Below are 25768 nucleotides of genomic sequence, written 5' to 3'. Positions count from 1 at the left end.
ATTGTCAACCGGCAAAACGATGTTCGGATGACCCGAAGACACCCTGGACCCCACACACCGCGCGGGCCATCATGGGCCGCGATCCGCCGCCCGACCGGACCGGCCCACCGGGGCGCCCGACCGCCGACGGATCACCCGAAACCGCCCGGACCGCCCGCGAACCCCACCCAGGAGCCGCCATGACGTCCCCCGCCACCCCCTGGGAGCTGCCCGCGGGCTTCTCCTGGGGCACCGCGACCGCCGCCTACCAGATCGAGGGCGCGGTGACCGAGGACGGCCGAGGCCGCTCGGTCTGGGACACCTTCTGTGCCGAACCGGGGCGGATCCGCGACGGCCACACCGGCGAGATCGCCTGCGACCACTACCACCGCTGGGCCGAGGACGTCGCGCTGATGGCCGACCTGGGCGTGGACGCCTACCGGTTCTCCATCGCCTGGCCGCGGATCCAGCCGGATGGGCGGGGCAAGCCGAATCCGGCGGGTCTGGACTTCTACGACCGCCTGGTCGACGCGCTGATCGAACGCGGCATCACGCCGACCCCGACGCTGTTCCACTGGGACCTGCCGCAGGCCCTGGAGGACGGCGGCGGCTGGCTCGCGCGCGACACCGCCGCCCGATTCGCCGACTACGCGGAACACGTCGCGGCCCGGCTCGGCGACCGGGTGCGTACCTGGATCACGCTCAACGAGCCGTTCATCCACATGGCCTGGGGCTATGCGCTCGGCGTGCACGCGCCGGGCCACGCGCTGCTCCTGGACGCGCTGCCCGCCGCGCACCACCAACTGCTCGGCCACGGTCTGGCCGCCGCCGTGCTGCGCGAGGCCGGCGCGGAACGGGTCCTGGTGTCCAACAACCTGACCCCGGTGACCGCGGCGAGCGAGAGCGCGGCCGATCGGGCCGCCGCGGCGGCGTACGACACGCTGCACAACCGGCTGTTCACCGACCCGCTGCTGCTCGGCCGCTACCCGGATCTGAGCGCGTACGGCCACGACGCCGCGGCGCTGCCCTTCGTCGAACCCGGCGATCTCGACCTGATCGGCGGCTCGGTGAGCGGCCTGGGCGTCAACTACTACAACCCGACGGTGATCGCCGAGGGTGAGCCGGGCGCGCCGCTGCCGTTCACCACGGTGGAGATCACCGGCGTGCCGCGGACCGCCTTCGACTGGCCGGTGGTCCCCGAGGGACTGAGCACCCTGCTGACCGGGCTCGGGGCGCGCTACGGCGACGCGCTGCCGCCGATCTGGATCACCGAGAACGGCTGCTCGACGGCGGAGGGGCTCGACGATCCGGAACGCATCGCGTTCCTGGACGGGCATATCGCCGCGGTGAGCGCGGTGAGCAAAGCCGGAATCGACGTCCGCGGCTATTTCGTCTGGTCCCTGCTGGACAACTTCGAATGGGCCGAGGGCTATCACCAACGGTTCGGCTTGATCCATGTCGACTTCCCGACCGGGACCCGGACACCGCGAGCTTCGTATCACTGGCTGCGTGAGCGCATCGGCGCCGGGCGGCCCGCATAACGCCCGGCACGGTACATGGACACGTGCGGGAGCGCGCAGGCGCATAATCCTCACCCTTCCGGGTGAAATTGCGTGTCCTGGACCCTGGGCCAACCGATGACGTCACCCGGGAGGGCGAACGGTGTCTTTTCCTTTGCCGACAAAACCCTAGAGTTGCCGCGCCGCCATGAAATCCCCGGGCGGCGCGGCGGAGCCGTGTCCGGAATTCCGGAGCGCGGCGGGACGCCGATTCGTTTCCCCCGACGTCCCCGGTGAAGGGCAATTCCATGGTCAAGCACGGATTTCGCAAGGCGGCCGTGATCATCACGGCGGTCATCTTCGGCTCGATGGCCTCGCTGTACATTCCCGCGGCACGCGCCGCGCAGACGCCTCGCGAGCCGCTGATGCCGGACAGCTTCCTGCCGGCCCAACTGCTGTTGCCCTTCCAGAGCGCGATCTTCAACACCCAGGGCACGGTGGTCTTCGGCTGACCGCCCACCGGCGCCGCCGCGTGGCGCCACCGGCGGCGGAGTCGACCCCGGAGTCGAGGGGCGAGGAGCGGTGCCTCGTCCCTCGACCCGGGATCGCCCGCCGCCCGAGGCCATCCCGGACGCACGGCGGCGCCCGATGCCCGAAGGCGCCCGGTACAGGGCGGCGCACGGCCGGGTCCGACGGTCGGCTACTTGAGCTGACCGGCGATCGCCTTGAGGCCCTCGGCGGCGTACTTCTCGTCCAGGTCGCCGGCGGGGGCACCGGCCACCCCGATGCCCACGATCGGGGCGCCGTCCACGGCCACCGGCACCGCGCCGGCCAGGAACAGCGTGCCGGGGATGTCCCGGAGCGACGCGCCCGGGGCGGTGACCCGCTGGGCGAGCGTCGAGGTCGGGGCGTTCCAGGACACGGCGGTGTACGCCTTGCGCCGGGCCGACTCCTCCGACTGCGGGCCGGCGCCGTCACCCTTGAGCACCACCCGGGTGGAGCCGTCCCGGGCGACCACGACCACGGTGACCCGCTGACCGTCCTTCTCGGCGGCGTCGAGCGCGGCCTGGGCCGCCTTGCTCGCGGCGTCCACGCCCAGCGTCTTGACCGACACCACGGCCGCCGCCGGGCGCTCGTCGTGCTTGGCCTCCGAGGTGCCGGGCACCTGGGCCGCCGCGACACCGGCGGTGACCGCACCGACCGCCGCGAGCGAGAAGACCCCGGTCAGCACCCGACCACGCGTCGAAAAGTTGCTCATCGTCCGTACTCCCTATTCCTGCGTCGTTCCCGGGCGTTGTCCCGATGCCTCCACACTCCCGTCGATCCGCCCGCCCGCCATCGGCAGAGTCGCCGGTCCCGGCGCGCCGGTCGGGCGGTGCGAAGATCAACCGATCGGCCGATCCGGACCCCGGCGCGCCGGCCCACGGTGGAGGGGACCGTCGATCCGCGCGCGTTCGCGCGTGGTCGAGCCGAACGGGACAGGGAACAGGTACGTCGTGCCCCGACAGCGAACAGAGCCATGGCCGGTGCGGCACGCCGGACTGGTGATCCACGCGGGTTTCCTGCTGCTGCTCGCCGCGTCGCTCGCCCGATACACGGTCCGACACGGCACCGACGGCCGGGCGCCGTGGGTGCTCGCGCTCGCGCTGCTGCTCGCCGTGCTCTACCTGGCCGGCCTGGCCCTGCCCGAGGACGCCGCACCCGCGCGAGCGGCCTGGCTGACCGCGGTGCTCGCCACGTGGCTGGCGCTGGTCACCGTCGCGCCGAGCTTCGCGTGGTGCGCCGTGCCGCTGCTCTACACCGGTCTGCGGGTCTTGTCGACGCGGGCGGCGATCGGCACGGTGGTGCTGCTCACCACCGCCGTGGTGATCGCCCAGTACCGACTCGCCGACACCATCGACCCCAGCCTGTTCCTCGGCCCGCCCGCGGTCGCCGCGATCGCCACCGCCGTGTTCACCCGGATGCGCAGCGACGAGTGCCGGCTGCGCGAGACCGTCGCCGAACTCGCGGTCAGCGAGCGCCGCGCGGGCGTGCTGGCCGAGCGCGAGCGGTTGTCCCGGGAGATCCACGACACCATCGCGCAGGGCACCTCCAGCCTGCGGATGTTGCTCCAGGCCGCGGACCGGAGCTGGGACGCCGATCCCGTCGCCGCCCGTGCGCACGTGCACCGGGCGGAGCAGGTGGCGGCGCTCGGCGTCGAGGAGATCCGCCGGTTCGTCCGCGACCTGGCCCCCGCCGAACTCGCCGACGACCCCGGGCTCGCGGGCGGCCTGGCCCGGGTCGTCGAACGTTTCCGGACCCAGGACGGGCCCGATGTCACGCTCGCCGTGGACGGCCGGATCCGCGCGCTGGCCGAGCCGGTGCAGGCCGCGCTCACCCGGACCGCGCAGGGCGCGCTGGCCAACGTGCGCGAACACGCCCGGGCCCGGGCCGTGCACGTGACCCTCACCTACCTGCCGGACCGGGTGGCACTGGACATCCGCGACGACGGCGTCGGCTTCGACCCGGGCCGGACCCGGGTGGGCGACCTGCGTGGCTACGGTCTCCCGTCGCTGCGCCGCCGACTGGCCGAGGTGGGCGGCGAACTCACCGTCGAGAGCGCCCCGGGCGAGGGCACCGCGCTCGCCGCCACCGTCCCCGACGCCGCACCGCCGCCCGCCGCGGCCGCCGCCACCGAGCCCTCCTCCCGTCCGAGCCCAGGAGCCACCCCGTGAACCCGATCCGCCTGATCGTGTGCGACGACCACGCCGTGGTCCGGGCCGGCCTGCTCGCGCTGTTCGCCGGGGAGGCGGGCATCGAGGTGGCGGGCGAGGCGGCGAGCGGCGAGGACGCGGTCCGGCAGGCCGCCGCGCTGTGCCCCGACGTGGTGCTGATGGACCTGCAACTGGTCGGCGGGATCGACGGCGTCGAGGCCACCCGGCGCCTGCTCGCGCTGCCCGAGCCGCCGCACGTGCTGGTGTTGACCATGTACGACACGGACGCGGACGTCTCCCGGGCGATCGAGGCGGGCGCGGCCGGCTACCTGCTCAAGGCGGGCAGCCCCGAGGACCTGTTCCGCGCGGTGCACGACGCCGCGGCGGGCCGGACCGTGCTGGCCCCCGAGGTGGCCGCGCGCCTGTTCAGCCGGATGCGCAAGCCCGACAGCACGCTGACCGCCCGCGAGGTGGAGATCCTGCACCTGCTCGCGCGCGGCGTCGGCAACGCGGAGATCGCCCGCGAGTTGTTCATCTCGCAGGCCACGGTGAAGACCCACCTGGGCCACATCTACGCGAAGCTCGGCGTGGACACCCGCACCGCCGCGGTGAGCGTGGCCACCGAACGGCGGCTGATCCGGCTGACCTGACGATCCGTCATTCCGGCGGCGCGAGCACTCGGACGACCTTGCAAACCCGCCACCCGCACCGCATAGTGCTAAACACAGTCAAGCATCTATCCGGCGGAGCGTGCCATGCCATTCGGACCCGACACCACCACCGACGAGGTCCTGGCGGGCCTCGACCCGACCGGCCGGGTCATCGTGATCACCGGCGGCACCTCCGGCCTGGGTCGGGAGAGCGCCCGGGCGCTCGCGGCGGCCGGCGCGCGGGTGGTGGTGACCGCGCGCGACGCGGACAAGGGTCGGGCGGCGGTCGCGGACCTGCCCGGCAAGGTGGAGTACGCCGTCCTTGACCTCACCTCGCTCGCCTCGATCCGCGCCGCCGCCGCCGAACTGCGCGAGCGATTCCCGAGGGTGGACGTCCTGGTCAACAACGCGGGAGTGATGGCGACCCCGTTCGCTCGCACCGCGGACGGCTTCGAGCTGCAATTCGGCACCAACCACGTGGGCCACTTCCTGTGGACCAACCTGCTGGTGCCCGCCCTGGGTCCCGGTGCGCGGGTGGTCAACCTCAGCTCCGCCGGGCATGTCGCCTCCGGGATCCGCTGGGCCGACCCCAACTACCGGGACGCGCCGGAGGATTACCAGCCCTGGAAGGCGTACGGCGCGTCCAAGACCGCCAACATCCTGTTCACCGTCGAATCGGACCGCCGGTTGCGCGGGCGCGGTATCCGGTCCCTCGCGGTGCACCCGGGCATGGTGGCGACCAACCTCGGTCGGTACATGACCCGGGACGCGGGACGCGATCTGCAGAAGAAGGTCACCGCCGCGAACATGCCGCCGCTCAAGCAGGTCGCGAGCGGTGCGGCGACCCAGGTCTGGGCGGCGGTGGGCGGTGAACTCGCCGACGTCGGCGGGGTCTACCTCGCGGACTGTGCGATCACCACCGAGCACGCGCCGTGGGCGCTGGACGAGGCGGACGCGGCGCGGTTGTGGACGTTGTCCGAGGGCCTGGTCGGCGAGGACTTCCCCTGGTGAGGGTCTACACGGGGATGGATCCGCGGCTGCCGCTGCGCGAGGTGGCCGCGCACGCGCGCCGAGCCGAGGCGGCCGGGTTCGACGGGTTGCACGTGGCCGAGACGGTGCACGACGCGTTCGCGGTCGCGTTGCTGGCCCTGGAGCACACCGAACGGATCGTGGTGCGCACCTCGGTGGCACTGGCCTTCGTGCGCTCGCCCCTGCTGACCGCGTACGGCGCGTGGGACCTGGCCCGCTTCTCCGGCGGCCGGTTCCAACTCGGCCTGGGCAGCCAGGTGCGGCCGAACATCGAGGAGCGGTACGGCATGCCGTGGTCGCCGCCGGTGGCCCGGATGCGCGACTACGTGGGCGCGGTGCGGGCCGCCTTCGAGGCGTTCCGGACCGGCGAACCGCCCGCGCACGAGGGGCCGCACCACCGACTCACCCGGATGCAGCCGTACTTCAACCCCGGCCCGGACCCGGACACCGTCGCCCCGCGCATCCTGCTGGGCGGGGTCGGCCGGGCGATGTGCACACTCGCGGGCGAACTCGCGGACGGCCTGGTCACCCACCCCACCAACTCCGGGCCGCGCTGGTTGCACACCGTCGCCCGCCCCGCGGTCGCCGAGGGCCGATCCCGCGCCGCTGTCCCGCGCACGTTCGAACTGATCGCCGGCACCCAACTGATCGCGGGCGCGGACCGTGCCGGGCTGGACGCCGAACGCGAGCGGCAGCGGCGGCTGTTCGCGTTCCTGTACTCGACCCCCGCGTATCGCGGCACGCTCGACCTGTACGGCTGGGGCGAACTCCAGGACCGGTTGCAACTGATGATCCGCCGGGACGACTGGTCCGCGTTGGCGCGGCACGTCACCGACGAGGTGCTCGACACGCTGGTGCCGATGGCGCTGTACGAGGAGATGCCCGCGCTCATCCGCGAGCGCTGGGGCGGCCTGGCGGACGCGGTCACCGTGCCGCTGCCGGTCGATCCGGCGCAGGACGCGCGGATCCGGGACGTGGTGCTCGCGCTGCGCTGAACGGGCGCGCCGGATGGTGCGTGGAAGGTTTCGAGTGGGGCGACGGGCCCGCAAGCGGGGGGAATGCTCGCGGGCCCGTCTTCCTCGGCGGCGCACTGGGGGGAGGTGCACGCCGCCGGCCGCCCCGCCGGTACCGTCCCGGGCCCGGCGGGAGCTTGAGGCCACGATGCCGCGTCGGTACCCCTTCGCGCCGGAGGATCGTCATATCCGGTCCCCATCGGTCGGCAAACACAGTCCACCTCCCGAGGATTGGCTCTTTGTGGGCAGGCCAGTCGGATCGAGAATGGGAACTGGCCTGGTTGTTGTGCGGGCCGATTCCATCGTGCCGCCGGGAGTGTGTCTCGTGAACGCGTATGTCGTCTGGTTCCTGGTCCTGTTCGTCGTGGCAACCGCCCTGCTCGGCCCGCGATTCGGCGCCGACACGCGCGACGGCGCGGATTGGTCCGCACCCCGCGGGCGGACCGGGACGCCGGGCGTCGACCCGCCCGAACCGTCGCCGGCCGGCGAACCGGCGCCGGCGCGGATCGTGGCGGCGTCGACGAAAACTGACGGATGGTCAGCTTTGCCGGGTCGTGCGCGTACGGGCGGCCCGGACCAGCGAATTCCATCGAGTGATCTTCTGGTCGGGGGCACTCCCGGTCGCTCCCGGTGAGCGCTAGCATCCGCGCTGAGGAGCTGCCGGAAAAGCCGTGCGCGCGGAATCCGCCGACCCCGTGAAACGGGGACCGCGGTGGGCCGTCCGGTGCCGTCCGGTATCGACAGCCGCAGCCCACCCGGGGGTCCATCTCCATGCACAGCGCCATCCGCCGTCGTATCCGCCCCGGAACACTCGCAGCCGGGCTGCTCGCGACGGTGTGCGCACTCGCCGCGCTCGCGCCGGCGGCGGTCGCCGGCGCCGACCGGCCGGGCGCCGTCCGAGCGCGGCCCGCCGCGCCGACGACGCCCGGCGGCACGACCCAGGTGCAGACGGCGGTCACCGGCGGCGGCGACCACCGGGTGACCGTGCCGGTCGGGGCCACCGCGATGACCGTGACCGTGTACGGCAAGGCGGCCGGCACCGTCCCCGGCTCGTCGGTGGCCGGCTCGGCCGCGGTCGCCGCGAACGGTCCGGTCCAGGCCGGCGCGACCCTGGTGGTCGGGATCCGCGACAACGGCACCACACTGTCCTCGGCGACCGCCCCGCTGCCCTGGCTGTTCGCCCCCGCCGCCGGCGGCAACGGCGCGTACGCCGACCCGATCGTCTTCCCCGGCGCGCAGACCTCCGCCTCCGGCGGGGTCGGCGACGGCCACGCCCTGCTGTCCTTCACGGTGCCCGCCGCCCAGGTCGGCGACCTGCTTCCGGCGATCGACTTCGGCGTCTCGCCGGTGGGCCGGGCGGTCACCCGCAATCTGCCGATCACCACGACCGGCGACGTGCCGTTCATGATCGCCTCCGCCAAGGTCGACGGCCCCTTCGCGGTCGACGCCAACGGCACCACCTGCGCGTCCGGCCCGGACACCAACGTGCCCGGCGGCTCCGCGTGCTCCTTCGCGATCACGTTCACCCCGACCAAACGCGGCTCGGCCGGCGGCACCCTCACCCTGACCGGCAACATCCCCGGCGGCAGCCGCACGGTCACCCTGTCCGGGGTGGGCAGCGGCAAGCCCGGCGCGCCCGGGGGCCTGGCCGCCACCGCCGGCCAGGGACAGGCGGTGTTGTCCTGGATGCCGCCGGCGGACACCGGCGACAGCCCGATCACCGGCTACCGGATCCTGCGCTCGACCAACGGCGAACCCGGATCGGCGGCGCCCCTGGCCACCCTGGGCGCGGACACCCTGACCCACACCGACCAGGGCCTGACCAACGGCACCACGTACTCCTACACGATCGTCGCGATCAACGCGATCGGCGAATCCGACCCGTCCCCGCCCGTCGACGCGGTGCCCTCGGCCACCCTGGTGCTGCCCGCCGCCGAGCTGCCGCCCGCGACCGTCGGCCGCCCGTACACCGCCAAGCTCGCCGCCCAGGGCGGCACCGCCCCCTACCACTGGGTCGCCGACGACCCGCTGCCGCCGGGACTGACCCTGGACCCGGACGGCGGTGTGATCACCGGCACTCCCAGCACCCCCGGCGAGACCGGCTTCGGGATCACCGTCTCGGACAACGCGCCGATCCGGCACGAGGCCAAGGCCCGCTTCGGGATCACCGTGACCGCCCCGGCCGGGACGGCCGCCGGATCCGCGCAGGCCGCGCTCACGCCGAGCGGTACGGACGGCGACGACGGCTCGCACGTGAGCACCTGGCTGTGGGGGATACTCGGACTCCTGGGCCTGATCGGGGTCGCCGTCGCGGTGCGCCGGCTACGGGCCAGGCAGGTCTGAGCGGGTCCCGAGCGCCCTGCCGAACCGTCCCGCCGGGCCCGGGCGTCGCGAAGACCGACGCGGGTCCCGAATACTGTGTCCCTCCGGGGGAGCACCCCCGACCCCAGCCGCAACCCCCGTGGGCGGATCGGCCCGCGGGGGACAGCGCCGGCGACGCCATACGATCGTCGGCGCCTCGTCCATCGTGGGCGCAGACCTGTGTCACGTCACAAGGAGCATCACTATGCCCGCGCCGGCAGGCGACCCCCAGGCCAAGGAACGCGAGCTCGCCGCGGAACAGGGCCATGTCGATCGCTCCTACACGCGCCTGGAACACATGCGCGACGAAGCCCAGGCGCTGCTCCGGCAGGGCTACCGGCAGGCGCAGGTCGGCACGCGCGCGGCGCTGGTCGAGCGGGACGTCATGGTCTACCGCGCCGAACTGTGGGCCCGCTCACTCGACGCCGCCGACGACGGACTCGTCTTCGGCCGACTCGATCAGCTCGACGACGAGGTCCGGCACATCGGCCGGATCGGCATCCGCGACGAGGACAGCGAGGTACTCGTCGTCGACTGGCGCGCGCCCGCGGCGGAGGCGTTCTACCGGGCCACCCCGGACGACCCGCGCGGTGTGGTCCGCCGCCGGGTGCTGCACTGCCGAGGCCGCTCGGTGGTCGACATCGAGGACGACCTGCTCGACCCGGACGCCGCCGGCGACATGGTCATCGTCGGCGACGGCGCCTTCCTGGCCGCGCTCTCGCGCACCCGGGACGGCTCGATGCACGACATCGTGGCCACCATCCAACGCGAGCAGGACGAGGCCATCCGGGCGCCGATCGACCGCTCGGTGATCGTGCGCGGCGGCCCGGGCACCGGCAAGACCGCCGTCGCGCTGCACCGGGTGGCGTACCTGATGTTCCAACACCGCCGCCGCTTCGGCTCCCGCGGTGTGCTCGTGGTCGGCCCCAACCCGCGCTTCACCGCCTACATCGAACGGGTGCTGCCCTCGCTCGGCGAAGGCGGCGCGGTACTGCGCTCGCTGGGCGACATGGTCGACGGCGTCGAGGCGGCCTACCACGACGACGCCGCGGCGGCCAGGCTCAAGGGCGCCGCCGCGATGTCCCACCTGCTCCGCCGCGCGGTGGCCGACGTGCCGGCCGGCGCGCCGACCGAGTTCGCGATCTCGCACCGGGGCACCAGGATCGTGCTGGACCACAAGGCGCTGCGCCGGATCCGCCGCGAGGTGCTGGCCAAGAACCGCGGCGGCCCCAACACCGCCCGACTCCAGGTGGCCCGCCAACTGCTCACCGAGCTGTGGGGTCGACTGCTCTCGCGCGGCGCCGGGCGCGGCGAGAAGGACGCGTTCCACGAGGACGTGGCCGCGCGCGAGGAGTTCGCCGCGTTCCTGCGCGCCTGGTGGCCGCTCCAGCGGCCCGCGGACGTGCTGGCCGGCTTGGCCGATCCGGAACGGCTGCGCCGTTTCGAACGCGACCTGACGCCCGCGCAGGTGTCCGTACTGGCGAGTTCGTGGGCGCGCACCGCGCGCACCGGCGAGGTCTCCTTCCACGACGTGGCGCTGATGGACGAGCTGACCGGTCTGCTCGGGCCGCTGCCGCGCAAGCGCACGGTGGCCTACGGCAACCCGGACGAGGACAACCCGTACGTGGTGGACGGCCGGGACATCTTCAGCGGCGAGGCGGTCGGCCGGGACGTCCCGGACGAGATCACCGAGGTGACCACCTACGCGGACCGGATGGCCGGCGGCCGCGGTGCGCGCAGGCCGCGCGACGAGGACGAGGACGAGCCGGTCGAGTACGCGCACATCGTCATCGACGAGGCGCAGGACCTGACCCCGATGCAGTGGCGCATGCTCGGCCGGCGCGGCCTGCACGCGACCTGGACCATCGTCGAGGACCCCGCGCAGAGCGCGTGGGAGGACCCGAGCGCGTCGGCGGCGGCGATGGCCGAGGCGTTGCGCGAGCGGGGCCGGTACGAGTTCGAGCTGACCACCAACTACCGCAACCCGGTGGAGGTGGCCGACGTCGCCGCGCGGGTGCTGGTGCGGGCGGTGCCCGGGGCACGGCCGGCTCGGGCGGTGCGCAGCGGCGGCGAGCCGCCCACCGTGCACGCCACGGCGGGGGAGCGGACCGGCCCGGTGGTGCGCAAGCTGGTGCGCGAGCTGCTGGAGACGGTCGAGGGCACCATCGGCGTGGTCACCCCGGTCGGGGCGACCGAGGAACTGGCGGCCGAGCTGGCGGGCCTGGATCCGCGGGTGCAGCCGATGGACGCGCTGGACGCGAAGGGCCTGGAGTTCGACGTCGCGGTGATCGTCGACCCGCGTGGGATCGTCGAGCAGTCGCCCAACGGCATGCGCACGCTCTACGTGGCGCTGACCCGGGCCACCCGGCTGCTGGCCGTGGTCACGGCGGACCCGGATTGGACCGCGGAGTTGCTGGGGATCGAACCGCGCTGACCGTCGCGGGGACCGAGGGCCAACCTGCCCTCGGTCCCCGCGGGCGCGGTCGGGCGGGTGCTACCCGGCCACGCCCGCGCACAGGGCGCGCAGCGGTGCGATCACGCTGTCCGGGCGTTCGGTGAACACCATGTGCCCGCAGTCGGGCTCGACGTGCAGCGTGGCCTCGGGGAGTTCGGCCGCCAGCGCCCGGCTGTGCGCGAGCGGGGTGAGCCGGTCGTGCGCGCCCACCACGATGTGCACCGGCACATCCGCGAGCGCGGTCAGCGCGCCGGCCTTGTCGTGCCCGGCCAGGGCCGGGAAGAAGCCGCACACCGTGGTCATCGGCGTCGCGAACACCATCTGCGCACAGTCGCGCACCACCGTCGGGTCGGCCGTCGGGCCGAACAGGCCGCGCTGCACGACCCGCAGATGACGCGGCCGGTCCGGGCCCGGCAGCAGGGTCCGGCCCCGGGTCACCAGGCGTGGGTGGCGCCGCCCGAACGCGAAGAATCGGGTCTGCGCGGCCGACCTGAGCCGCACCGCCGCGGGCAGCCCGCGTCCGGTCGGCACCAGGTCGCCCGCCGAGGTGCCGACCAGGACCACCCCGGCCACCCGAGTCCCGAACAACTCGGGACGGGCCGCGGCCAGCGCCATGATCGTCATGCCGCCCATGGAGTGTCCGCACAACAACACCGGACCACTGGGCGCGACCGCGTCGAGCACGTCGGCGAGGTCGTCGCCCAGCAGGTCGATCGTCCACGGCGCGGCCCGCCCGGCCGTGGATCGCCCGTGTCCGCGATGGTCGTAGCCGACCGCACGCACCCCCGCCGCCACCAGTGCCTGGATCTGCGCCCGCCAGATGTCGCCGTGCAGGGTCCAGCCGTGGGCGAAGACGACCGTCACCGCCGCGTCGGGCGGCCCGGACACGCTCACCCGAAGTTCCGCGCCGTCACCGGTGCGAACCGTGACGTCCTGTCGTACGGGTGACCCGGTGCTCCCGATGTCCGCCGTCATGCTCGCCTCCCACTCGTGCCCTCTGCTGCTTTCTACCCACCGGTAACGGGGTCTGAATACCCGTCCGAGGGCAAAACCGGCACCGCGGCGGGCGGCTGTGACGCCGCGCGCGGGCCGGGCGCCGACGTGGTGGGCCCGGTGCGCCCGGAGACCAGGCGCACCACCGGTTCGAAGATCGACCCGAGTAGCCGGGAGCCGACGTCGATCACGGTCGCGTCCGCGCCGACGAACACCCGGGCCCGGCCGCGAAGCACACCACGCAGGATGATCCGGGCCGCCCGCTGCGCCGAGGTGCGCGACACCGCGTCGTGCAGCGCCACCACCGCGTCCCTGTCGTGCCCGGCGGCGGCGCGCGAGTTGCGCACGATGTCGGTCTTTATCCCGCCCGGGTGCACGGTCGTCACCCCGACCCCGGAGCCGGAGAGCCGCATCTCCTGGCGCACCGACTCGGTGAAGCCGCGCACGGCGTATTTGGCCGCGCAGTAGGCGCTCTGCGAGGGCACGCCGAACAGACCGAACACCGAAGAGATGTTGACCAGGTGGCCCTGGGAGGAGCGGCGCAGGTGCGGCAGGAACGCCTTGGTGCCGTAGGCGACACCCCAGAAGTTGATCCCCATCAGCCATTCGAAGTCGTCCCAGGACATCTCCTCGACGTCCGCGGTCAGCGCGACGCCGGCGTTGTTGACCACCAGGTCGACCCCGCCGAACCGCTCGGCGGTGGCGTCCGCCCAGGCGAGCACGGCCGTGCGGTCGGCGACGTCCAGGACCGTGCAGTGGATCTCCCGCGCGCCCAGTCGCGCGGCCTGCGCCTCGGTCTCGTCGAGCCCCGCCGCGTTCACGTCGGCGAGGGCGAGCCGCGCGCCGTGCGCGGCCAGTTCGCAGGCCAGGGCTCGCCCGATGCCCGACCCCGCGCCGGTGACGACGCACACCCGACCTGTGAATTCCCGGATCACACGCACTCCCTGTCCATACCGCCCGAACCCCTCGCCGGGCGCCGCGCGCGCCCGACGCGTGCATCCCATCAGATCCCGACGACCGGTTGAATCCGATAATCCGATAACTGGCCTAGGCGAGCCGATCCCACCGCCGAGCCCGATGACCCGCCGGCGAGAACCGGCGGGTCATCCGCCGGAACCGGGTCAGCGAACCCGGCCACAGCGCGGTGACCCGGCCGTTGCGCTCGTCCAGATACCAACTCGTGCACCCACCGGTGGCCCACACCGTGCGGCCCATGCGCTCGTCGAGCCACCCGTTGTACGCGTCCTGCGTCGTGGGCAACACCTCGACGTCGGCGATGCCCTGATCGTGCATCTGCCGGATCGCGTCCACCGCGTAGCGCACCTGCGCCTCGATCACCACGGTCATCGACGAGTGCCCCAGCCCGGTGCCCGGACCGATCACCAGGAACAGATTCGGGAAACCGGCCACCATCGCCCCCCGATGGGCCGCCATGCCCTCGCGCCACACCTCGCTCAGCGTGCGCCCGTCGCGCCCGGTCACCACGCTCGCGATCGGCGGCCGGGTGGCCTCGAAGCCGGTGCCGAAGACGATCGTGTCCGCCTTGTGCTCGACCCCGTCCGCGGTGACCAGCCCGCCCGGCCGCACCGAGTCGATCGCCGAGGTGATCACCTCGACATTGGGCTTGGTCAGCGCCGGATAGTAGTCGTTCGACAGCAGCACCCGCTTGCAGCCGAACCGGTAGTCGGGGGTCAGCCGGGCGCGCAGTTCAGGGTCGGCGACCTGCGCGCGCAGATGCGCCAGGGCCTGCTTCGTGGCCGCCGCGCTGATCAGCTCGCGCGGCCCCAGGAACGCGCCGAGGGTGGCCTCGCGCTGCCAGTACAACCCCTGACGCACCAGTCGCTGCGCCGTCGGCAGCCGCCGGTAGAGCCATCGCTGCCAGTCGGGCAGCGGTCGGTCGTGGCGCGGCAGGATCCATGGCGGGGTGCGCTGGTAGACGTCCAGGCGGCTCGCCCTCGGCTGGATGTGGGGGACGAACTGGATCGAGGAGGCGCCGGTGCCCACCACCGCGACGTGTCGGCCGGTCAGGTCGTGCTCGTGGTCCCAGCGGGCGGAGTGGAACACGTGCCCGCCGAAGTCGGCCAGGCCGGGCAGTGCGGGCAGTGCGGGCTCGGTGAGCGGGCCCGCCCCGGCGATCACCACGTCGGCGGTGTAGCTGCCGGCGTCGGTGGTCAGGTGCCAACGCGCCCGCTCGTGCTCCCATCGGGCCGCGGTGACCTCGTGACCCAGCCGCAGGTGCGGCAGCAGTCCGAACCGGTACGCGCAGCGGCGCAGGTACGCCTGGATCTCCGTGCCCGGTGAGAACGCGTGCGACCAGGTCGGATTCGGCGCGTACGAGAAGCAGTACAGGTTGGACGGCACGTCGCAGGCCGCGCCCGGGTACGTGTTGTCCCGCCAGGTGCCACCGACGTCGTGGGCGCGCTCCAGGATGACGAAGTCCTCGATGCCGGCATGGTGGCGAAGCCGGTGGCCGGCGGCCAGGCCGGAGAAGCCCGCCCCGATCACGGCCACCCGAACGTGCGTCGTGTCCACTGCGGCCTCCGTACCGGGTAGGGGCGCTGCATCTGGAGGCTACTGACAAGTAGCCTCGGCGCGGAAGACCGGACGCGGTCCTTGCGTCCATCGTTGCCGCCGCACGGTGATGCCGCCGGCGCACCCCGCGCCCGCCGCCGCCCCGTCGTCGTTCGGGCACGCGTACGGCCCCGCGTGGTAGGGAAGGGGAGATCGATCGGGCCCGCGGGATCGCGGCACGCCCGCGGCACGGCGGTGAGGAGCACGACGATGGCCGGGATGCGTTACCAGGTGGTCCAGGACGGTGCCGGGCGGCCCTCGAACGGGCCCTGCGAGCACCTGGGCTCGCTGCCCGAGACGGTGCGGCCTGGTTCGACGAAGGGCTGCGAGGACTGCCTGCGCGACGGTACTCGGTGGGTGCACCTGCGGGAGTGTCTGACGTGCGGTCACATCGGCTGTTGCGACAGCTCGCCGCACCGGCACGCGACCGCGCACTGGCACGCCGTGAGTCACCCACTGGTGCGTTCGTTCGAGCCCGGCGAGGACTGGGCCTGGTGCTACGCGGACGAGCTCGTCGCGGTGCCGGTGGACTGACGCCCGGGGACATGTGTCGGTGCGGCTGCCTAGACTCCGAGGCGTGGTCGACACAGCCGGAATCGGTGGGAGTACCCGATGAGTGATCTCGTGACAACGGACGGCGCCGACGTGGTGGAGGTGCACTTCGAGCCGTTTCGGATGGAGCTCACCGGCTACTGCTACCGGATGCTCGGCTCGGTCTTCGAGGCGGAGGACGCGGTCCAGGACACCATGGTGCGGGCCTGGAAGAGCTTCGACCGCTTCGAGGGCCGCTCCTCGGTGCGGTCCTGGCTGTATCGGATCGCCACCAACGTGTGTCTGGACAGCCTGAACGGGCGCGAACGCCGGGCCCGACCGATGGACCTGTCCTCGCCGGTGTCCGCCTCCTCGGCACTGACCCCCGCACTGCCCGAGGCCACCTGGATCGAGCCGATCCCGGACGGCCGGGTCGTGCCGAGCGTGGCCGACCCGGCCGAGCTGGCGGTCGCGCGCGAGAGCGTGCGACTCGCCTTCGTCGCCGCCCTCCAGCACCTGCCGCCCAAGCAGCGCGCCGTGCTGATCCTGCGCGAGGTGCTGGCCTGGAAGGCGAGCGAGGTCGCCGAACTGCTCGGCGGCACGGTGGCGTCGGTGAACAGCGCGCTGCAGCGGGCCCGGGCCGCGCTCGCGGAGAACGAGCCCGCCGCGACCGACCCGGTGCAGCCGCTGGACGAGGAGCAGCAGTCGCTGCTCGCCCGCTACGTGGACGCCTTCGAGCGCTACGACCTCGACTCGCTCACCGCCCTGCTGCGCGAGGACGCGACCTTGTCGATGCCGCCGTACGAGTTGTGGCTGCGCGGGCACGAGGACATCCGGGCCTGGTTCCTGGGCACCGGCAGTGGTTGCCGCGGTTCGCGGTTGCTGCCGATCGTGGCGAACGGCACGCCGGGCTTCGGGCAGTACCGCCCCAGTGGCCCCGGTGGAGGCTTCGAGCCGTGGGCGCTCCAGGTGATCGAGATTTCACAGGGGCAGATCATCGGCCTCAACTCGTTCCTCGATGTCCCGCACCTGTTCCCCCTGTTCGGCCTGCCGGCGACACTGGACGCCTAGCGATGCGCCGTGGCCGGCCGGGACGATGGTGTCCAGGCCGGTCAGGGTCAGCAGGTCGCGCAACTCACCGCCCGCGCCGTGCAGTCGGATCCGCCGATCGAGGCCGCGCGCGGTGAGTTGGAGTCGGGCCAGTGCCTCGATCGCGGCCAGGTCCGGGCGGGTCAGCGCGCTCACGTCGCAGGGGAACGGGTCGGCCGGATCGTCGTGCAGCAGTGCGAGCAGGCGTACGCACAGGCCGGGGACGTCCGTGCGGGCGAGCGGTGCGCGGACGACCAGTGCGCCGGGTGGCGTGGTGGGTGCTTCGGGTGGATCGACCATCGACGACCTCCTGTGACGACGCTGTACCCGGTTATGACCGCTTCGGCGGGCAAAACTCATCACCCGGGTTTGCCCGGAGGTCGTCGAGGGTTTCCCGGTGGGGGTGCAAAGTGTGGCAAGTCCCTTGTGGAACGGGCTGTTTGGCGTGACGTAGGCTGGCGCCGTACCGACTTTCGAGGGGATGACACGTTGTCCGAGCAGGACTGGGCACCCACCGGGATCGACGTCAGTCGCCCTCACCCCGCCCGTGTGTACGACTACCACATCGGCGGCAAGACCAACTATCCGGTCGACCGCGAGTTGGCGGAACGGTTCATCGCGGTCGCCCCGCAGACCTCGGTCACCGCGTTGGACAACCGGGCCTTCCTCGGGCGCGCCGTGCGGTACGCGGCGGAGCAGGGCATCGAGCAGTTCCTCGACATCGGGACCGGGATCCCGGCGCCCGGCAACACGCACGAGATCGCCCAGGAGGTCATCCCGTCGGCCCGGGTGGCCTACGTGGACAACGACCCGATCGTGCTGGCGCACGCCCGCGCGCTGATGCCCGCCACCGATCGCGGCCGGACCACCTTCACCATGGGCGACGTGCGCGAGCCGGAGAAGATTCTGGCCGCGCCCGAGGTGCGCGAGGTGATCGACTTCGAGCGCCCGGTGGCGCTGATGCTGGTGGCGATCCTGCACTACGTCTCGGCCGCCGAGGATCCCGCGGGCGTGGTCGACCGGTTGTTGTCGGCGATGCCTTCGGGCAGCCTACTGATCGCCTCGCACACCACGTCGGACTTCCTGCCGCCGATCGCCGCGGAGCGGGTGCTGGAGATCAACGACGACTCCGAGTTCATGCTGCCGCGTCCGCACGCCGAGATCGCGTCCTTCCTGACCGGCGTGGAACTGGTCGAACCCGGCCTGGTCCAGGCGCCGTTGTGGCGTCCGGAAGAGGGCGCGGACCTGTCGCCCGAGCGGCTGGCGCAATCGTGGATCTACACCGCGGTCGGTCGCAAGGTCTGAGCGGCGCCGGGGCGCCCGAACACGGCGCGAGTGCGGCGTCCGGCCGCCGGATCGGTGGCCGGACGCCGCACTCGACGCGCGCTACGGCAGGGTGTCCGCGACCGCGGCGACCAGTGCGCGCATCAGCGGTGTCTCGTCGATCCAGGCGACCGCGTCGCCGCGTCGGCGCGGCTCGGCGTCGGCCCGGATCGCGGACGCGTTGCGCTGCAGCCAGGCCGCCGCGTTCGCGCAGTGGTAGGGATGCATGTCGGCGATGGTCAGCACCGCGCCGCCCGCGGTGGTCCAGGTCAGTTCCCGGCGCAACAACTGCGCCCACGCGCCCTTGCGATGCCCGCCGCGCGCGATCAGCGCCTGACGGCCGGCCCGGGTGATGCCCATGTTGCGCCCGCGCAGCGGCACTTCGGCGCCGAGCCGGACCAGTCGGCCGCGCTGGAGGGTGGCCAGGGTGCGCAGCGAGATGCCGGGGGCGCCGTCGCGCACGCCGTCCGGGTGGGTGCGCACGGTCTTGGTGTCGATCCGGGTCAGGGCCCGGCGCACGGTCGCGGGTTTCACAGGGGTCAGCCGGATCATGGTGTTGACAGTGGTCATCGAGGGATCCTCCTCTGCGTCGAGCCGCGGCGGGTCGGCCGCGGTGGCGCTCAACCCATGCGTCCAGCATCTCATCCGGCACCGACATCAAGACCGGCGCGACCTGCGCATTCGTCAATCAAGTCCGGTTGTCGGTACGCAAGTTGACGGTGGGTCGGGAGGTTCGCCCGCGCCGCCGACCGATGGATCGGGCGGGCTCGCGCGCGGGATCAGGCGGGGAGCCACGCGGGTGCGTCGTGGCCCCACGGGGTGGGCGGCCGACGCCATGCCGCGGGCAGCCCGGGCAGTGCGAACGGCGGCGGCGCGTGGGTGAGCGGGCCGAGGGCCGTGTCGGTGGTGGCCGGATACGGGGCCGGGTCGTACGGCGGGGCTTCCTCGACCTCGCCGGGCGCGTGGGCGCCGATCGCCCAGTGGGCGGTCCGGGCCGGCGCCAGGTCGATCCGACTGCCCCGGCGGTCGGCCAGGCGCAGCGTCAGGGCGCGCAGTACGGCCGCCGCGAGCAGATACCCGGTGGCCCGGTCCAGTGCCTGGATCGGCAGCGCGCCCGGCTCCGGCCGGTCGCTCGCCTCGATCCGGGCGATGCCGCAGGCGGCTTGGACCAGGCTGTCGAAGCCGCGCCGGTTCACCCACGGCCCGGGACCCCACGCGTTGAACGCGGCGGTGATCAGCCCCGGGTGGCGGGCGGCGAGGGTGTCCTGGTCCAGGCCCGGCGCGGGGGTGGTACGCATCGAAGCCTCACAGTTCTCGGAACTCCGCAGTCGATGGGGCGCCTGTTCGAGGGCCCCGGTCGGCAAACCGGCGGGTCGTCGGTGTCCGACGGTGCTCGCGTCCGCACTGTGGGCGTCCGGGCAAACGATTGGTCACTCGTTTGTGGAGGGGTTGTGCGGTTTGCCCTGTCGGGTGCGGTCGTGTTCGAGACTGAAGTCATGAGGCGGATCTGGGGCGGGGACGGCGGGTCGGGGCTGGGGTCCCACGACGCCCTCTTCAAGGACGCCCGGCTGAGTGTGTCGGCGCGCGGCCTCGCGGTGTATCTGCTGTTGTTACCGGACGGCGCCCTCCCGGATCCGCGGGTGTTGGCCACCCGTCCGGGGGAGAGCGTCGAGTCGATCACGGGCTATCTGGACGAGTTGGCGACCGCGGGCTACCTGACCCGGGTTTTGGGCCGGAACGCGCGCGGCGACGCGATCGAGGAGGTCCGGCTCGCGGCGAATCCGGGCGAGCACGCGGCGGCGGCCGGGCGGCCGTTCCGCTGGGCGTTGCCCGGGCGTCCGGTGGGCGACTGAGTCCCCTCCGGCGCGCTACATGTCCTGCCAGATCGGGGGCCGGCGCTCGCGGAAGGCGGCGGCGGCCTCGCTCATGTTGCCGGTGAAGGTGCCGAGCACCTGGGTGCGGTTCTCCAGTTCGATTTGTTGGCGCAGCGACGTCGCGCCGATCCCGGACCACAGGCCCTTCTTGGTCATCCACACGCCGTATTCGCTGTTGGCCGCGATGCCGCGGGCCAGGTCCAGTGCCGCGGGCAGGTGTTCGCCGGCCGGCACGCGGGCGTTGAGCAGGCCGTAGGCGTCGGCTTCGGCGGCGTCGAAGTGTCGCCCGGTGAGCATCAGTTCGGCGGCGCGGGTGGGGCCGACCAGGCGCGGCAGCAGGTAGCTGGTGCCCACGTCGGCGGAGGACAGGCCGACCTTGATGAACACCGAGCCGAACCGGCTGCTCTCGTCCGCGACGCGCAGGTCGCAGGCCAGCGCCAGGGCCAGGCCGCCGCCGACGGCCGCGCCGTGCACGGCGGCGATCACCGGCTTCTCGCATTCGTGGACGGCCAGGATCAGCTCGGACAGGTGTTCCTGCGAGCGGTAGACGTGCCCGACCGGGCCGCGGCCCTCGGCGTCGGGCGCGTGGTCCGGGTCGCCGGAGAGGTCGGCGCCGGAGCAGAACCCGCGACCCTCGCCGGTCAGCACGAGCGCGCGCAGCCCGCGTTCGCGGTGCAGGCCGGCGAAGGCCGTCTTCAGGTCGCTCACCATGGTCGCGGAGAGCGCGTTGAGCCGGTCCGGCCGATCCAGCCGGACGATCGCGATGTGGGGTTCGGGTCGCTCGATGCGCACGTATTTCATGTGACTCAGTCAAGCATATTCACCGGGTGAAGGAAATGCCGGCGAGGTGCCGCCCCGGACGAAGTTACCTGCCGGTAGCATCGCGACCATGACTGAATCGACGACCGACTTCGACGCCATCGCCGAGGGCCTGCGTGCCTCGGTGCCCTTCGTGCGCACGCTCGGCCTGGAGTTCGTGGAGCTCGCGGCCGATCGCGCCGTGCTGCGCCTGCCGGACGAGTCCGCGCATCACAACCACATCGGCGGCCCGCACGCGGGCGCCATGTTCACCCTCGCCGAGTCCGCCTCCGGGGCGATCGTGCTCGCCGCGTTCGGCGATCAACTCGCGCGCGCGACGCCGCTCGCGGTGGATGCTGGCATCCGCTACCTCAAGGTGGCGCGCGGTCCGGTGCTGGCCGAGGCCAGGCTGGGCCGCCCCGCCGCCGAGGTGGTCGCCGAACTGGACGCCGGCAAGCGCCCGGAATTCGTGGTCGCGATCACGATTCGTGACGAAGCGGGCACCACCACCGCGGAGATGACCGTCACCTGGACGCTGCGCCCCAACCGCGCCTGAGAGGCGCACACTGGCGGTGACCGGTGGACGTTTCCGATCACCGCGTGCGGGCAGGCAAGGGCCCTGCCGGTCGGGAACGTCCCGATCATGGGTTTCGTCGGATTGGTGATGGTTTCCTATTCTGTGCGGATGACCGGACCGATCGTGGTGGGCAAGGTGTCCCGCCGACTCAGGATCCGCGAGGCGTGGCGACCGTGGCGCCGCGTCCTGCGGGCCCTGACGACGGCTCTCGTCGTGTTGTCGATCACCGTGGTCACCGGACTCGCGGTCGCGCGGGCCACCGTGCTTTCCGGCGACTGGTACGACGGCGTGCTCGAACGCGAGCACGCCTACGACCGGCTCTACGACGAGGTGCTGGTCGACCCCCGTCTGGCCGGCGTCACCAACGACCTGCTGGGCCGGCTGCCGATACCGCCCAACCAGGTCACCGCCAACCTGCGCCTGGTGCTGCCGCCGTCCACGCTGCGCGGGATGGTGCGCGAACAGGTCGGGCACACCGTCGGCTACCTGCGCGGCGACGAACGCGAACTGCGGCTGACCGTCGACCTCAAGCCGGTGATCAACAACCTGGGCAAGGTCGCCGACGTCTTCGTCGGCGACCTCACCGGCGACGTGCCCCGGGTGACCGAGGACAACGCGCCGGCCCTGGTGGACGGTGTGTCCAAGGCGCTGGACGCGCTCGCCCAGGGCCGCCCGCCGCAGGCCCTGCCGGCGCTGAACCTGGACCCGGCCGCGGCCCCCGAGGTGGCCGATCTGATCCTGGCCCGGCTGCCGGTGGAGGCGCGTGCGCCGATCCGCGGCCAGGTGGTCGCCTCGCTGCGCGCCGACGACCTCGGCGGGGTGCTCGTGGCCGTCGTCCCGGCGATCTTCGGGGAGAAGGTCCGGCAGGCGCAGCTCGGCCTGACCGGACTCTCGGGTGGTGGCACCTGGGACCTGACCCTGGACCTGCGGGCGAGCCAGGCCGACCGGGACACCCGGCTCAAGCTGGGGCAGCTCGAACAACTGCGCGCGATGACGGTGTTCGGCCTGGGCCGGCTGCTCACCGCGGCGAGCGTGACCGCGCTGCTGGGCTTGGTGGTGCTGTGGCGGACCGGGTCGGCGCGCGGTGCGGCCCGGCTGCGGCTGCCCGCGTTGGCGCTCGCGGGCGGCGGGCTGCTCGCCGGGCTGGGCTGCCTGGTCGCGTGGGGCCTGCTGCCGCACGTGGTCTCGGAGAACCGGGACGGCTGGGCGCCCTCGGTGGTCCGGCTGACCGGCGACATCCAGGAGGCCGCGGCGCGCGACATCGTCGGGGTCTGGCTGGCCGCGGCGGCGGTGCCGCTGGTGTTCGGCGGGGTGACCTTCGGTGCGATCGTGCTGTGGGACAAGCACAAGCACCGGCGGGCCGCGCCGGTGCGGCACACCACCCGGCAGGTGCTCACCTCGGGCGCCGCGGTGGTCGCGGCCGGGGCGATCGCGCTGACCATCTTCGTGCCGGTGCCCACCTCCGGCTCCGGCTCCGACGCCAAACGCTGCAACGGGATGACCGAGCTGTGCAACCGGCGCTACGACCAGGTCGCCTATCTGGCCACGCACAACTCGATGTCCTCCACCGCGGCCCGATTCCTCAGCCCGCTCCAGGACGCGGACATCGTCACCCAGTTGGACGCCGGCGTGCGCGGCCTGCTGGTGGACTCGTACACGTGGGAGGCGCCCGAGGAGGTGGCCGGCCGGCTCGCCGAGTCGGACCTGGACCCCGAGTCGCGCAAGATCGTCGCCGGCGTGGTCAACGACGTCGCGCCGGCCCGCCCCGGGCTGTGGTTGTGCCACTCGGTGTGTCGGGGCGGTGCGTTGCCGATGGTGGAGACGCTGCGCGCGGTGGGCCAGTGGATGGACCGCAATCCGCACGAGGTGGTCACCTTGATCGTGCAGGACGCGATCACCGCGCAGCAGACCGAATGGGCGTTTCGCGAAGCGGGCCTGGAGCGACTGCTGTTCACGCCGGCGGCCGACCCGAACGAGCCGTGGCCCACGCTCGGTTCGATGATCGAGCGCAACCGTCGCCTGGTGGTCTTCGCCGAACGCGCCGACGGCCCCGTCCCGTGGTACCGCAACTTCTACAAGTACGGGATGGAGACGCCGTACGCCTACGCCAGCCCGGCCGAGATGAACTGCGCGCCCAATCGCGGCGACGTGGACAAGCGGCTGTTCCTGTTGAACAACTTCGTCACCTCCACCGGCGGCAGCCGAATCGACGCCGGCCAGGTCAACTCGCGGCCGTTCCTGCTGGATCGGGCCCGCCGATGCGAACGCGAACGCGGTGCCCAGGTGAACTTCGTCGCGGTCGACTTCGCCACCATCGGCGACGCGAAGGGCGCCGTGGACGTGTTGAACATCACCCGGAAAACTCACTGACGGGCCGTCAATTTATCGACAGTCGGAGTCAGTAGGAGAGGCCGTGTCCGGTTTCGAAGAGCGGTTCGGCGTCGGCCGGCAGGTCGCTGGCGAGTCGGCCGGCGGGCGCGTAGCGGCCGAACACGACGTCGAGCACCCCCTCGTCGTCGGCTCCCCGGGTGCCCAGCAACGCGGCGCAGTAGCCGACCAGATCGGCCACCGCGGCCGGCCGGAAAAGGTCGATCACCGCGACCGTGGGCACCGACGCGGCGATGTCCACGATGCGTTCCAATTCGGCGCCGCGATGGTCCTCGGGCAGGCGCAGCAGGGCCACGTCGGCGTCCGCGAGGTCGGTCACCACCGTCGCGTAGCGGGCCGCGACACCGGTGTCGACGTGCTCGGTGTACACGCGCAACGCGTCGCGCAGGGGTAGGGCCGGTCCGCCGCTCGTGCTGATTCGCGAGCTGATGCGGTTCGTGAGCAGCACGACGGCGTGCGGGTCCCGATCCGTCATGGGTGAGCCCTCCTCCCGGCCGCGGCAGGCGCCGCCCTGACCCCGGACCCTACGCGCCGGGGACGACGTCTCGGGCACCAGGTTGCCGGTGCCTACCCCGAACCGGCCCACTCAGCCGGGCGCGTCCAGTGCCGCGGCCGCGGTGCGAGCCAGTGCGATCAGCCGTTCGCGATCGACGACCGGGACGGTGATGTCCACCGAGGTGACCAGTTCGCCGCGGGCCCGGGCGAAGGCGAGGCCGTCGCCGCGGGCGGGATCGCGGTAGATCACCGCCGCGTCCGAGATCCCGGGCAGCGGCTCGTACGGGCCGGGACCGGTGGCGGTCGCGCGCGCGGTGTCCAGCGGTCCGCCCACCATCGCCTGCGGCAACTGCCCCACGGTGACGGTCAGTACGCGCCGGCCCCCGGAGTCGAGGTACTCGCATGTGCGCCCGGCGTTCGCGGGCCCGGTGTGCACCGGGCCGAGCGCGAGCACCTCCTCGACCCGGGTGGGCGAGAGCAGGTCGCAACTGTCGGCGGGCGATGTGCTGTTGCCGATCGGGGAGGGGGTGGGCCGCGGTGGCGCGCCCGCGTTGTCGCCGGGCGCGGGGGCGGAGACGGCCGCGCGTCGCGGCGGCGGGTCCGAGTCGTCGCAACCACCCAGCAGGCACGCCAGACCCACCACCCCCACCAGGGTGGCGGCGGGCCCGACGCGCGCGGTCACAGCCGGCCGACCATCGTTCGGGCGATGCCGGCCAGGACGTCGGGTGGCACGTCCTTGTCGGTGCGGCTGACGTACACGTCCACGTCCAGATAGGTGTCGCCGAGTTGCTTGCTCCAGACCACGCCGTTGGAGATCGAGCCGCGATAGGTGAAGGCCGCGTCGCCGACCGCCGGCAGGATCACCGGGTTGTCGCTCGCGCTGATGGTGCCCTTGGCGGCCTGCTCGGCAGTGCTGTACCGGGGATTACTGGTGGACGTCATCACGGTCATCATGGACAACCCGCGGGAGTCCCGGTAATGGCAGAACGAACTGCTCGATCGTTTGGTCACTTCGGCCTCGACCACCGGCAGTCCGAGGGCCGTGGCCACCTGCGCGGGGGTGAGGAAGCGACAGGGGTCCTCCAGATAGGGCCCGATGGGCCCGGTCGCCGGTGCCGAGGTGCCGGTCGAGGAGGCGCTCGACGAGGCGCTCGGCGGGGCGGTGGTGGACGAGGGCGTGTCGGTGGGCGGCGCGGTGCTGCGGCGCGGCGGCTTGGGCGGCGGTGTGCCGGTCGGCTCGCCGGTGGGCGCCTTGCGGCCGCTCTCCAACGCGCGAACGGTGTCCAGCGGCGACCTGTCGTCGTTGCCACAGCCGGCGGCGGCGCCGCCCACGGCCAGTGCGACGAGCACGGCCGTCACACCCCTACGGACATTCCTGATGCGCACTGTGGTGTTCCCCCCGGTGTTCGAAGTGCAGTCGTCCATGAGATGAACCTAGGGCCCGAGGCGT

At 72.9% G+C, this 25768-nt stretch carries 25 protein-coding genes; 14 read left to right on the top strand and 11 right to left on the bottom strand.

The features are described from left to right. Positions 1-179: 179 nt before the first annotated feature. Both ABZ374_RS04615 and ABZ374_RS04610 read left to right on the top strand, forming a co-directional pair. Entirely contained in the window at positions 180-1520 is a 1341-nt protein-coding gene (locus ABZ374_RS04615; RefSeq protein WP_360306085.1) for a GH1 family beta-glucosidase, read from the top strand. A gap of 266 nt (positions 1521-1786) precedes the next feature. Then, positions 1787-1990: a hypothetical protein gene (locus tag ABZ374_RS04610; protein ID WP_360306083.1), complete on the top strand. Its 204-nt coding sequence runs from the start codon at positions 1787-1789 to the stop codon at positions 1988-1990. Positions 1991-2178: 188 nt separating this feature from the next. Here ABZ374_RS04610 and ABZ374_RS04605 read toward each other — a convergent pair whose 3' ends face one another. Beyond that, positions 2179-2736, bottom strand: a complete 558-nt coding sequence (locus ABZ374_RS04605; RefSeq protein WP_360306081.1) for a heme-binding protein — start codon at positions 2734-2736, stop codon at positions 2179-2181. A 268-nt stretch (positions 2737-3004) separates the two neighbouring features. Between ABZ374_RS04605 and ABZ374_RS04600 the strand changes: the two genes are divergently transcribed. The 6 genes from ABZ374_RS04600 (at position 3005) to ABZ374_RS04575 (ending at position 11658) form a co-directional block, all read left to right on the top strand. Next, the gene (locus ABZ374_RS04600) at positions 3005-4192 is read left to right on the top strand and encodes a sensor histidine kinase (RefSeq protein ID WP_360306079.1); all 1188 of its coding nucleotides are present in this window, start codon (positions 3005-3007) and stop codon (positions 4190-4192) included. After that, positions 4189-4821: a response regulator transcription factor gene (locus tag ABZ374_RS04595; RefSeq protein ID WP_360306077.1), complete on the top strand. Its 633-nt coding sequence runs from the start codon at positions 4189-4191 to the stop codon at positions 4819-4821. Before ABZ374_RS04600 ends, ABZ374_RS04595 begins: the two co-directional genes overlap by 4 nt. Positions 4822-4926: 105 nt before the next feature. Further along, the gene (locus ABZ374_RS04590; protein ID WP_360306075.1) at positions 4927-5832 is read left to right on the top strand and encodes an SDR family NAD(P)-dependent oxidoreductase; all 906 of its coding nucleotides are present in this window, start codon (positions 4927-4929) and stop codon (positions 5830-5832) included. Further along, entirely contained in the window at positions 5829-6845 is a 1017-nt protein-coding gene (locus tag ABZ374_RS04585; RefSeq protein ID WP_360306073.1) for a TIGR03617 family F420-dependent LLM class oxidoreductase, read from the top strand. Before ABZ374_RS04590 ends, ABZ374_RS04585 begins: the two co-directional genes overlap by 4 nt. Before the next feature lie 789 nt (positions 6846-7634). Beyond that, positions 7635-9206 carry a putative Ig domain-containing protein gene (locus tag ABZ374_RS04580; protein ID WP_360306071.1) on the top strand — a complete coding sequence of 524 codons (1572 nt, stop codon included), beginning with the start codon at positions 7635-7637 and terminating at the stop codon, positions 9204-9206. Positions 9207-9429: 223 nt separating this feature from the next. Next, the gene (locus ABZ374_RS04575) at positions 9430-11658 is read left to right on the top strand and encodes a UvrD-helicase domain-containing protein (protein WP_360306069.1); all 2229 of its coding nucleotides are present in this window, start codon (positions 9430-9432) and stop codon (positions 11656-11658) included. Positions 11659-11718: 60 nt separating this feature from the next. On the opposite strand, the gene ABZ374_RS04570 is transcribed toward ABZ374_RS04575, so the two are convergent. The 3 genes from ABZ374_RS04570 to ABZ374_RS04560 all read right to left on the bottom strand — a co-directional run bounded on the left by ABZ374_RS04570 (position 11719) and on the right by ABZ374_RS04560 (position 15204). Beyond that, entirely contained in the window at positions 11719-12654 is a 936-nt protein-coding gene (locus tag ABZ374_RS04570) for an alpha/beta hydrolase (protein ID WP_360306067.1), read from the bottom strand. Positions 12655-12686: 32 nt separating this feature from the next. Next, positions 12687-13607 carry an SDR family NAD(P)-dependent oxidoreductase gene (locus ABZ374_RS04565; RefSeq protein WP_360306065.1) on the bottom strand — a complete coding sequence of 307 codons (921 nt, stop codon included), beginning with the start codon at positions 13605-13607 and terminating at the stop codon, positions 12687-12689. A 112-nt stretch (positions 13608-13719) separates the two neighbouring features. Beyond that, on the bottom strand, positions 13720-15204 hold the full coding sequence (locus ABZ374_RS04560) for an NAD(P)/FAD-dependent oxidoreductase (protein ID WP_360306063.1): 1485 nt from the start codon (positions 15202-15204) through the stop codon (positions 13720-13722). 258 nt (positions 15205-15462) lie between these two features. Between ABZ374_RS04560 and ABZ374_RS04555 the strand changes: the two genes are divergently transcribed. Next, complete coding sequence (locus ABZ374_RS04555; protein ID WP_360306446.1) at positions 15463-15777, top strand: UBP-type zinc finger domain-containing protein; 315 nt, start codon at positions 15463-15465, stop codon at positions 15775-15777. A 78-nt stretch (positions 15778-15855) separates the two neighbouring features. Beyond that, positions 15856-16845 carry a sigma-70 family RNA polymerase sigma factor gene (locus ABZ374_RS04550; protein ID WP_360306061.1) on the top strand — a complete coding sequence of 330 codons (990 nt, stop codon included), beginning with the start codon at positions 15856-15858 and terminating at the stop codon, positions 16843-16845. Here ABZ374_RS04550 and ABZ374_RS04545 read toward each other — a convergent pair. Beyond that, entirely contained in the window at positions 16756-17163 is a 408-nt protein-coding gene (locus tag ABZ374_RS04545) for an STAS domain-containing protein (protein ID WP_360306059.1), read from the bottom strand. The genes ABZ374_RS04550 and ABZ374_RS04545 overlap by 90 nt on opposite strands. Before the next feature lie 189 nt (positions 17164-17352). Here ABZ374_RS04545 and ABZ374_RS04540 point away from each other — a divergent pair, with 189 nt between their 5' ends. Further along, on the top strand, positions 17353-18168 hold the full coding sequence (locus ABZ374_RS04540) for an SAM-dependent methyltransferase (RefSeq protein ID WP_360306057.1): 816 nt from the start codon (positions 17353-17355) through the stop codon (positions 18166-18168). Between the two features lie 81 nt (positions 18169-18249). Here the strand turns inward: ABZ374_RS04540 and ABZ374_RS04535 are convergent, their stop codons facing one another. Further along, on the bottom strand, positions 18250-18756 hold the full coding sequence (locus ABZ374_RS04535) for a hypothetical protein (protein WP_360306055.1): 507 nt from the start codon (positions 18754-18756) through the stop codon (positions 18250-18252). Positions 18757-18965: 209 nt separating this feature from the next. Continuing rightward, positions 18966-19484, bottom strand: coding sequence for a CoA transferase (locus ABZ374_RS04530; RefSeq protein ID WP_360306053.1), 519 nt, complete (start codon positions 19482-19484; stop codon positions 18966-18968). A 198-nt stretch (positions 19485-19682) separates the two neighbouring features. On the opposite strand from ABZ374_RS04530, the gene ABZ374_RS04525 reads away from it, so the two are divergent. Further along, a complete protein-coding gene (locus ABZ374_RS04525; protein WP_360306051.1) occupies positions 19683-20039 on the top strand; it encodes a hypothetical protein in 357 nt (118 codons plus the stop codon). A gap of 15 nt (positions 20040-20054) precedes the next feature. Here the strand turns inward: ABZ374_RS04525 and ABZ374_RS04520 are convergent, their stop codons facing one another. Then, positions 20055-20861 carry an enoyl-CoA hydratase-related protein gene (locus tag ABZ374_RS04520; protein ID WP_360306049.1) on the bottom strand — a complete coding sequence of 269 codons (807 nt, stop codon included), beginning with the start codon at positions 20859-20861 and terminating at the stop codon, positions 20055-20057. An 88-nt stretch (positions 20862-20949) separates the two neighbouring features. Between ABZ374_RS04520 and ABZ374_RS04515 the strand changes: the two genes are divergently transcribed. Together ABZ374_RS04515 and ABZ374_RS04510 are read left to right on the top strand one after the other, a co-directional pair. Beyond that, complete coding sequence (locus ABZ374_RS04515; protein WP_360306047.1) at positions 20950-21414, top strand: DUF4442 domain-containing protein; 465 nt, start codon at positions 20950-20952, stop codon at positions 21412-21414. Between the two features lie 129 nt (positions 21415-21543). Then, on the top strand, positions 21544-23805 hold the full coding sequence (locus ABZ374_RS04510) for a hypothetical protein (RefSeq protein ID WP_360306045.1): 2262 nt from the start codon (positions 21544-21546) through the stop codon (positions 23803-23805). Between the two features lie 28 nt (positions 23806-23833). On the opposite strand, the gene ABZ374_RS04505 is transcribed toward ABZ374_RS04510, so the two are convergent. The 3 genes from ABZ374_RS04505 to ABZ374_RS04495 all read right to left on the bottom strand — a co-directional run bounded on the left by ABZ374_RS04505 (position 23834) and on the right by ABZ374_RS04495 (position 25677). After that, on the bottom strand, positions 23834-24298 hold the full coding sequence (locus ABZ374_RS04505) for a hypothetical protein (RefSeq protein WP_360306043.1): 465 nt from the start codon (positions 24296-24298) through the stop codon (positions 23834-23836). Positions 24299-24409: 111 nt separating this feature from the next. Beyond that, positions 24410-25000 (bottom strand): hypothetical protein, encoded by a 591-nt coding sequence (locus tag ABZ374_RS04500; RefSeq protein ID WP_360306041.1) that lies wholly within the window; start codon positions 24998-25000, stop codon positions 24410-24412. Beyond that, positions 24997-25677: a DUF3558 family protein gene (locus ABZ374_RS04495; protein WP_360306039.1), complete on the bottom strand. Its 681-nt coding sequence runs from the start codon at positions 25675-25677 to the stop codon at positions 24997-24999. The genes ABZ374_RS04500 and ABZ374_RS04495 overlap by 4 nt, the downstream gene beginning before the upstream one ends. Between the last annotated feature and the right edge of the window lie 91 nt (positions 25678-25768).

The organism is Embleya sp. NPDC005971 (genome assembly GCF_040629175.1).
In the GTDB taxonomy this organism is placed as follows: domain Bacteria; phylum Actinomycetota; class Actinomycetes; order Streptomycetales; family Streptomycetaceae; genus Embleya.
The sequence above is the reverse complement of the archived record's forward strand: the minus strand, read 5'-3'. Positions and strand labels throughout refer to the sequence as shown.

Bases quoted from the DNA above. Each gene is read 5' to 3' on its own strand.
- ABZ374_RS04615 (WP_360306085.1), top strand. From the start codon at position 180: ATGACGTCCCCCGCCACCCCCTGGGAGCTGCCCGCGGGCTTCTCCTGG.
- ABZ374_RS04610 (WP_360306083.1), top strand. From the start codon at position 1,787: ATGGTCAAGCACGGATTTCGCAAGGCGGCCGTGATCATCACGGCGGTC.
- ABZ374_RS04605 (WP_360306081.1), bottom strand. From the start codon at position 2,736: ATGAGCAACTTTTCGACGCGTGGTCGGGTGCTGACCGGGGTCTTCTCG.
- ABZ374_RS04590 (WP_360306075.1), top strand. From the start codon at position 4,927: ATGCCATTCGGACCCGACACCACCACCGACGAGGTCCTGGCGGGCCTC.
- ABZ374_RS04580 (WP_360306071.1), top strand. From the start codon at position 7,635: ATGCACAGCGCCATCCGCCGTCGTATCCGCCCCGGAACACTCGCAGCC.
- ABZ374_RS04575 (WP_360306069.1), top strand. From the start codon at position 9,430: ATGCCCGCGCCGGCAGGCGACCCCCAGGCCAAGGAACGCGAGCTCGCC.
- ABZ374_RS04570 (WP_360306067.1), bottom strand. From the start codon at position 12,654: ATGACGGCGGACATCGGGAGCACCGGGTCACCCGTACGACAGGACGTC.
- ABZ374_RS04555 (WP_360306446.1), top strand. From the start codon at position 15,463: ATGCGTTACCAGGTGGTCCAGGACGGTGCCGGGCGGCCCTCGAACGGG.
- ABZ374_RS04550 (WP_360306061.1), top strand. From the start codon at position 15,856: ATGAGTGATCTCGTGACAACGGACGGCGCCGACGTGGTGGAGGTGCAC.
- ABZ374_RS04545 (WP_360306059.1), bottom strand. From the start codon at position 17,163: ATGGTCGATCCACCCGAAGCACCCACCACGCCACCCGGCGCACTGGTC.
- ABZ374_RS04535 (WP_360306055.1), bottom strand. From the start codon at position 18,756: ATGACCACTGTCAACACCATGATCCGGCTGACCCCTGTGAAACCCGCG.
- ABZ374_RS04530 (WP_360306053.1), bottom strand. From the start codon at position 19,484: ATGCGTACCACCCCCGCGCCGGGCCTGGACCAGGACACCCTCGCCGCC.
- ABZ374_RS04525 (WP_360306051.1), top strand. From the start codon at position 19,683: ATGAGGCGGATCTGGGGCGGGGACGGCGGGTCGGGGCTGGGGTCCCAC.
- ABZ374_RS04520 (WP_360306049.1), bottom strand. From the start codon at position 20,861: ATGAAATACGTGCGCATCGAGCGACCCGAACCCCACATCGCGATCGTC.
- ABZ374_RS04515 (WP_360306047.1), top strand. From the start codon at position 20,950: ATGACTGAATCGACGACCGACTTCGACGCCATCGCCGAGGGCCTGCGT.
- ABZ374_RS04510 (WP_360306045.1), top strand. From the start codon at position 21,544: ATGACCGGACCGATCGTGGTGGGCAAGGTGTCCCGCCGACTCAGGATC.
- ABZ374_RS04505 (WP_360306043.1), bottom strand. From the start codon at position 24,298: ATGACGGATCGGGACCCGCACGCCGTCGTGCTGCTCACGAACCGCATC.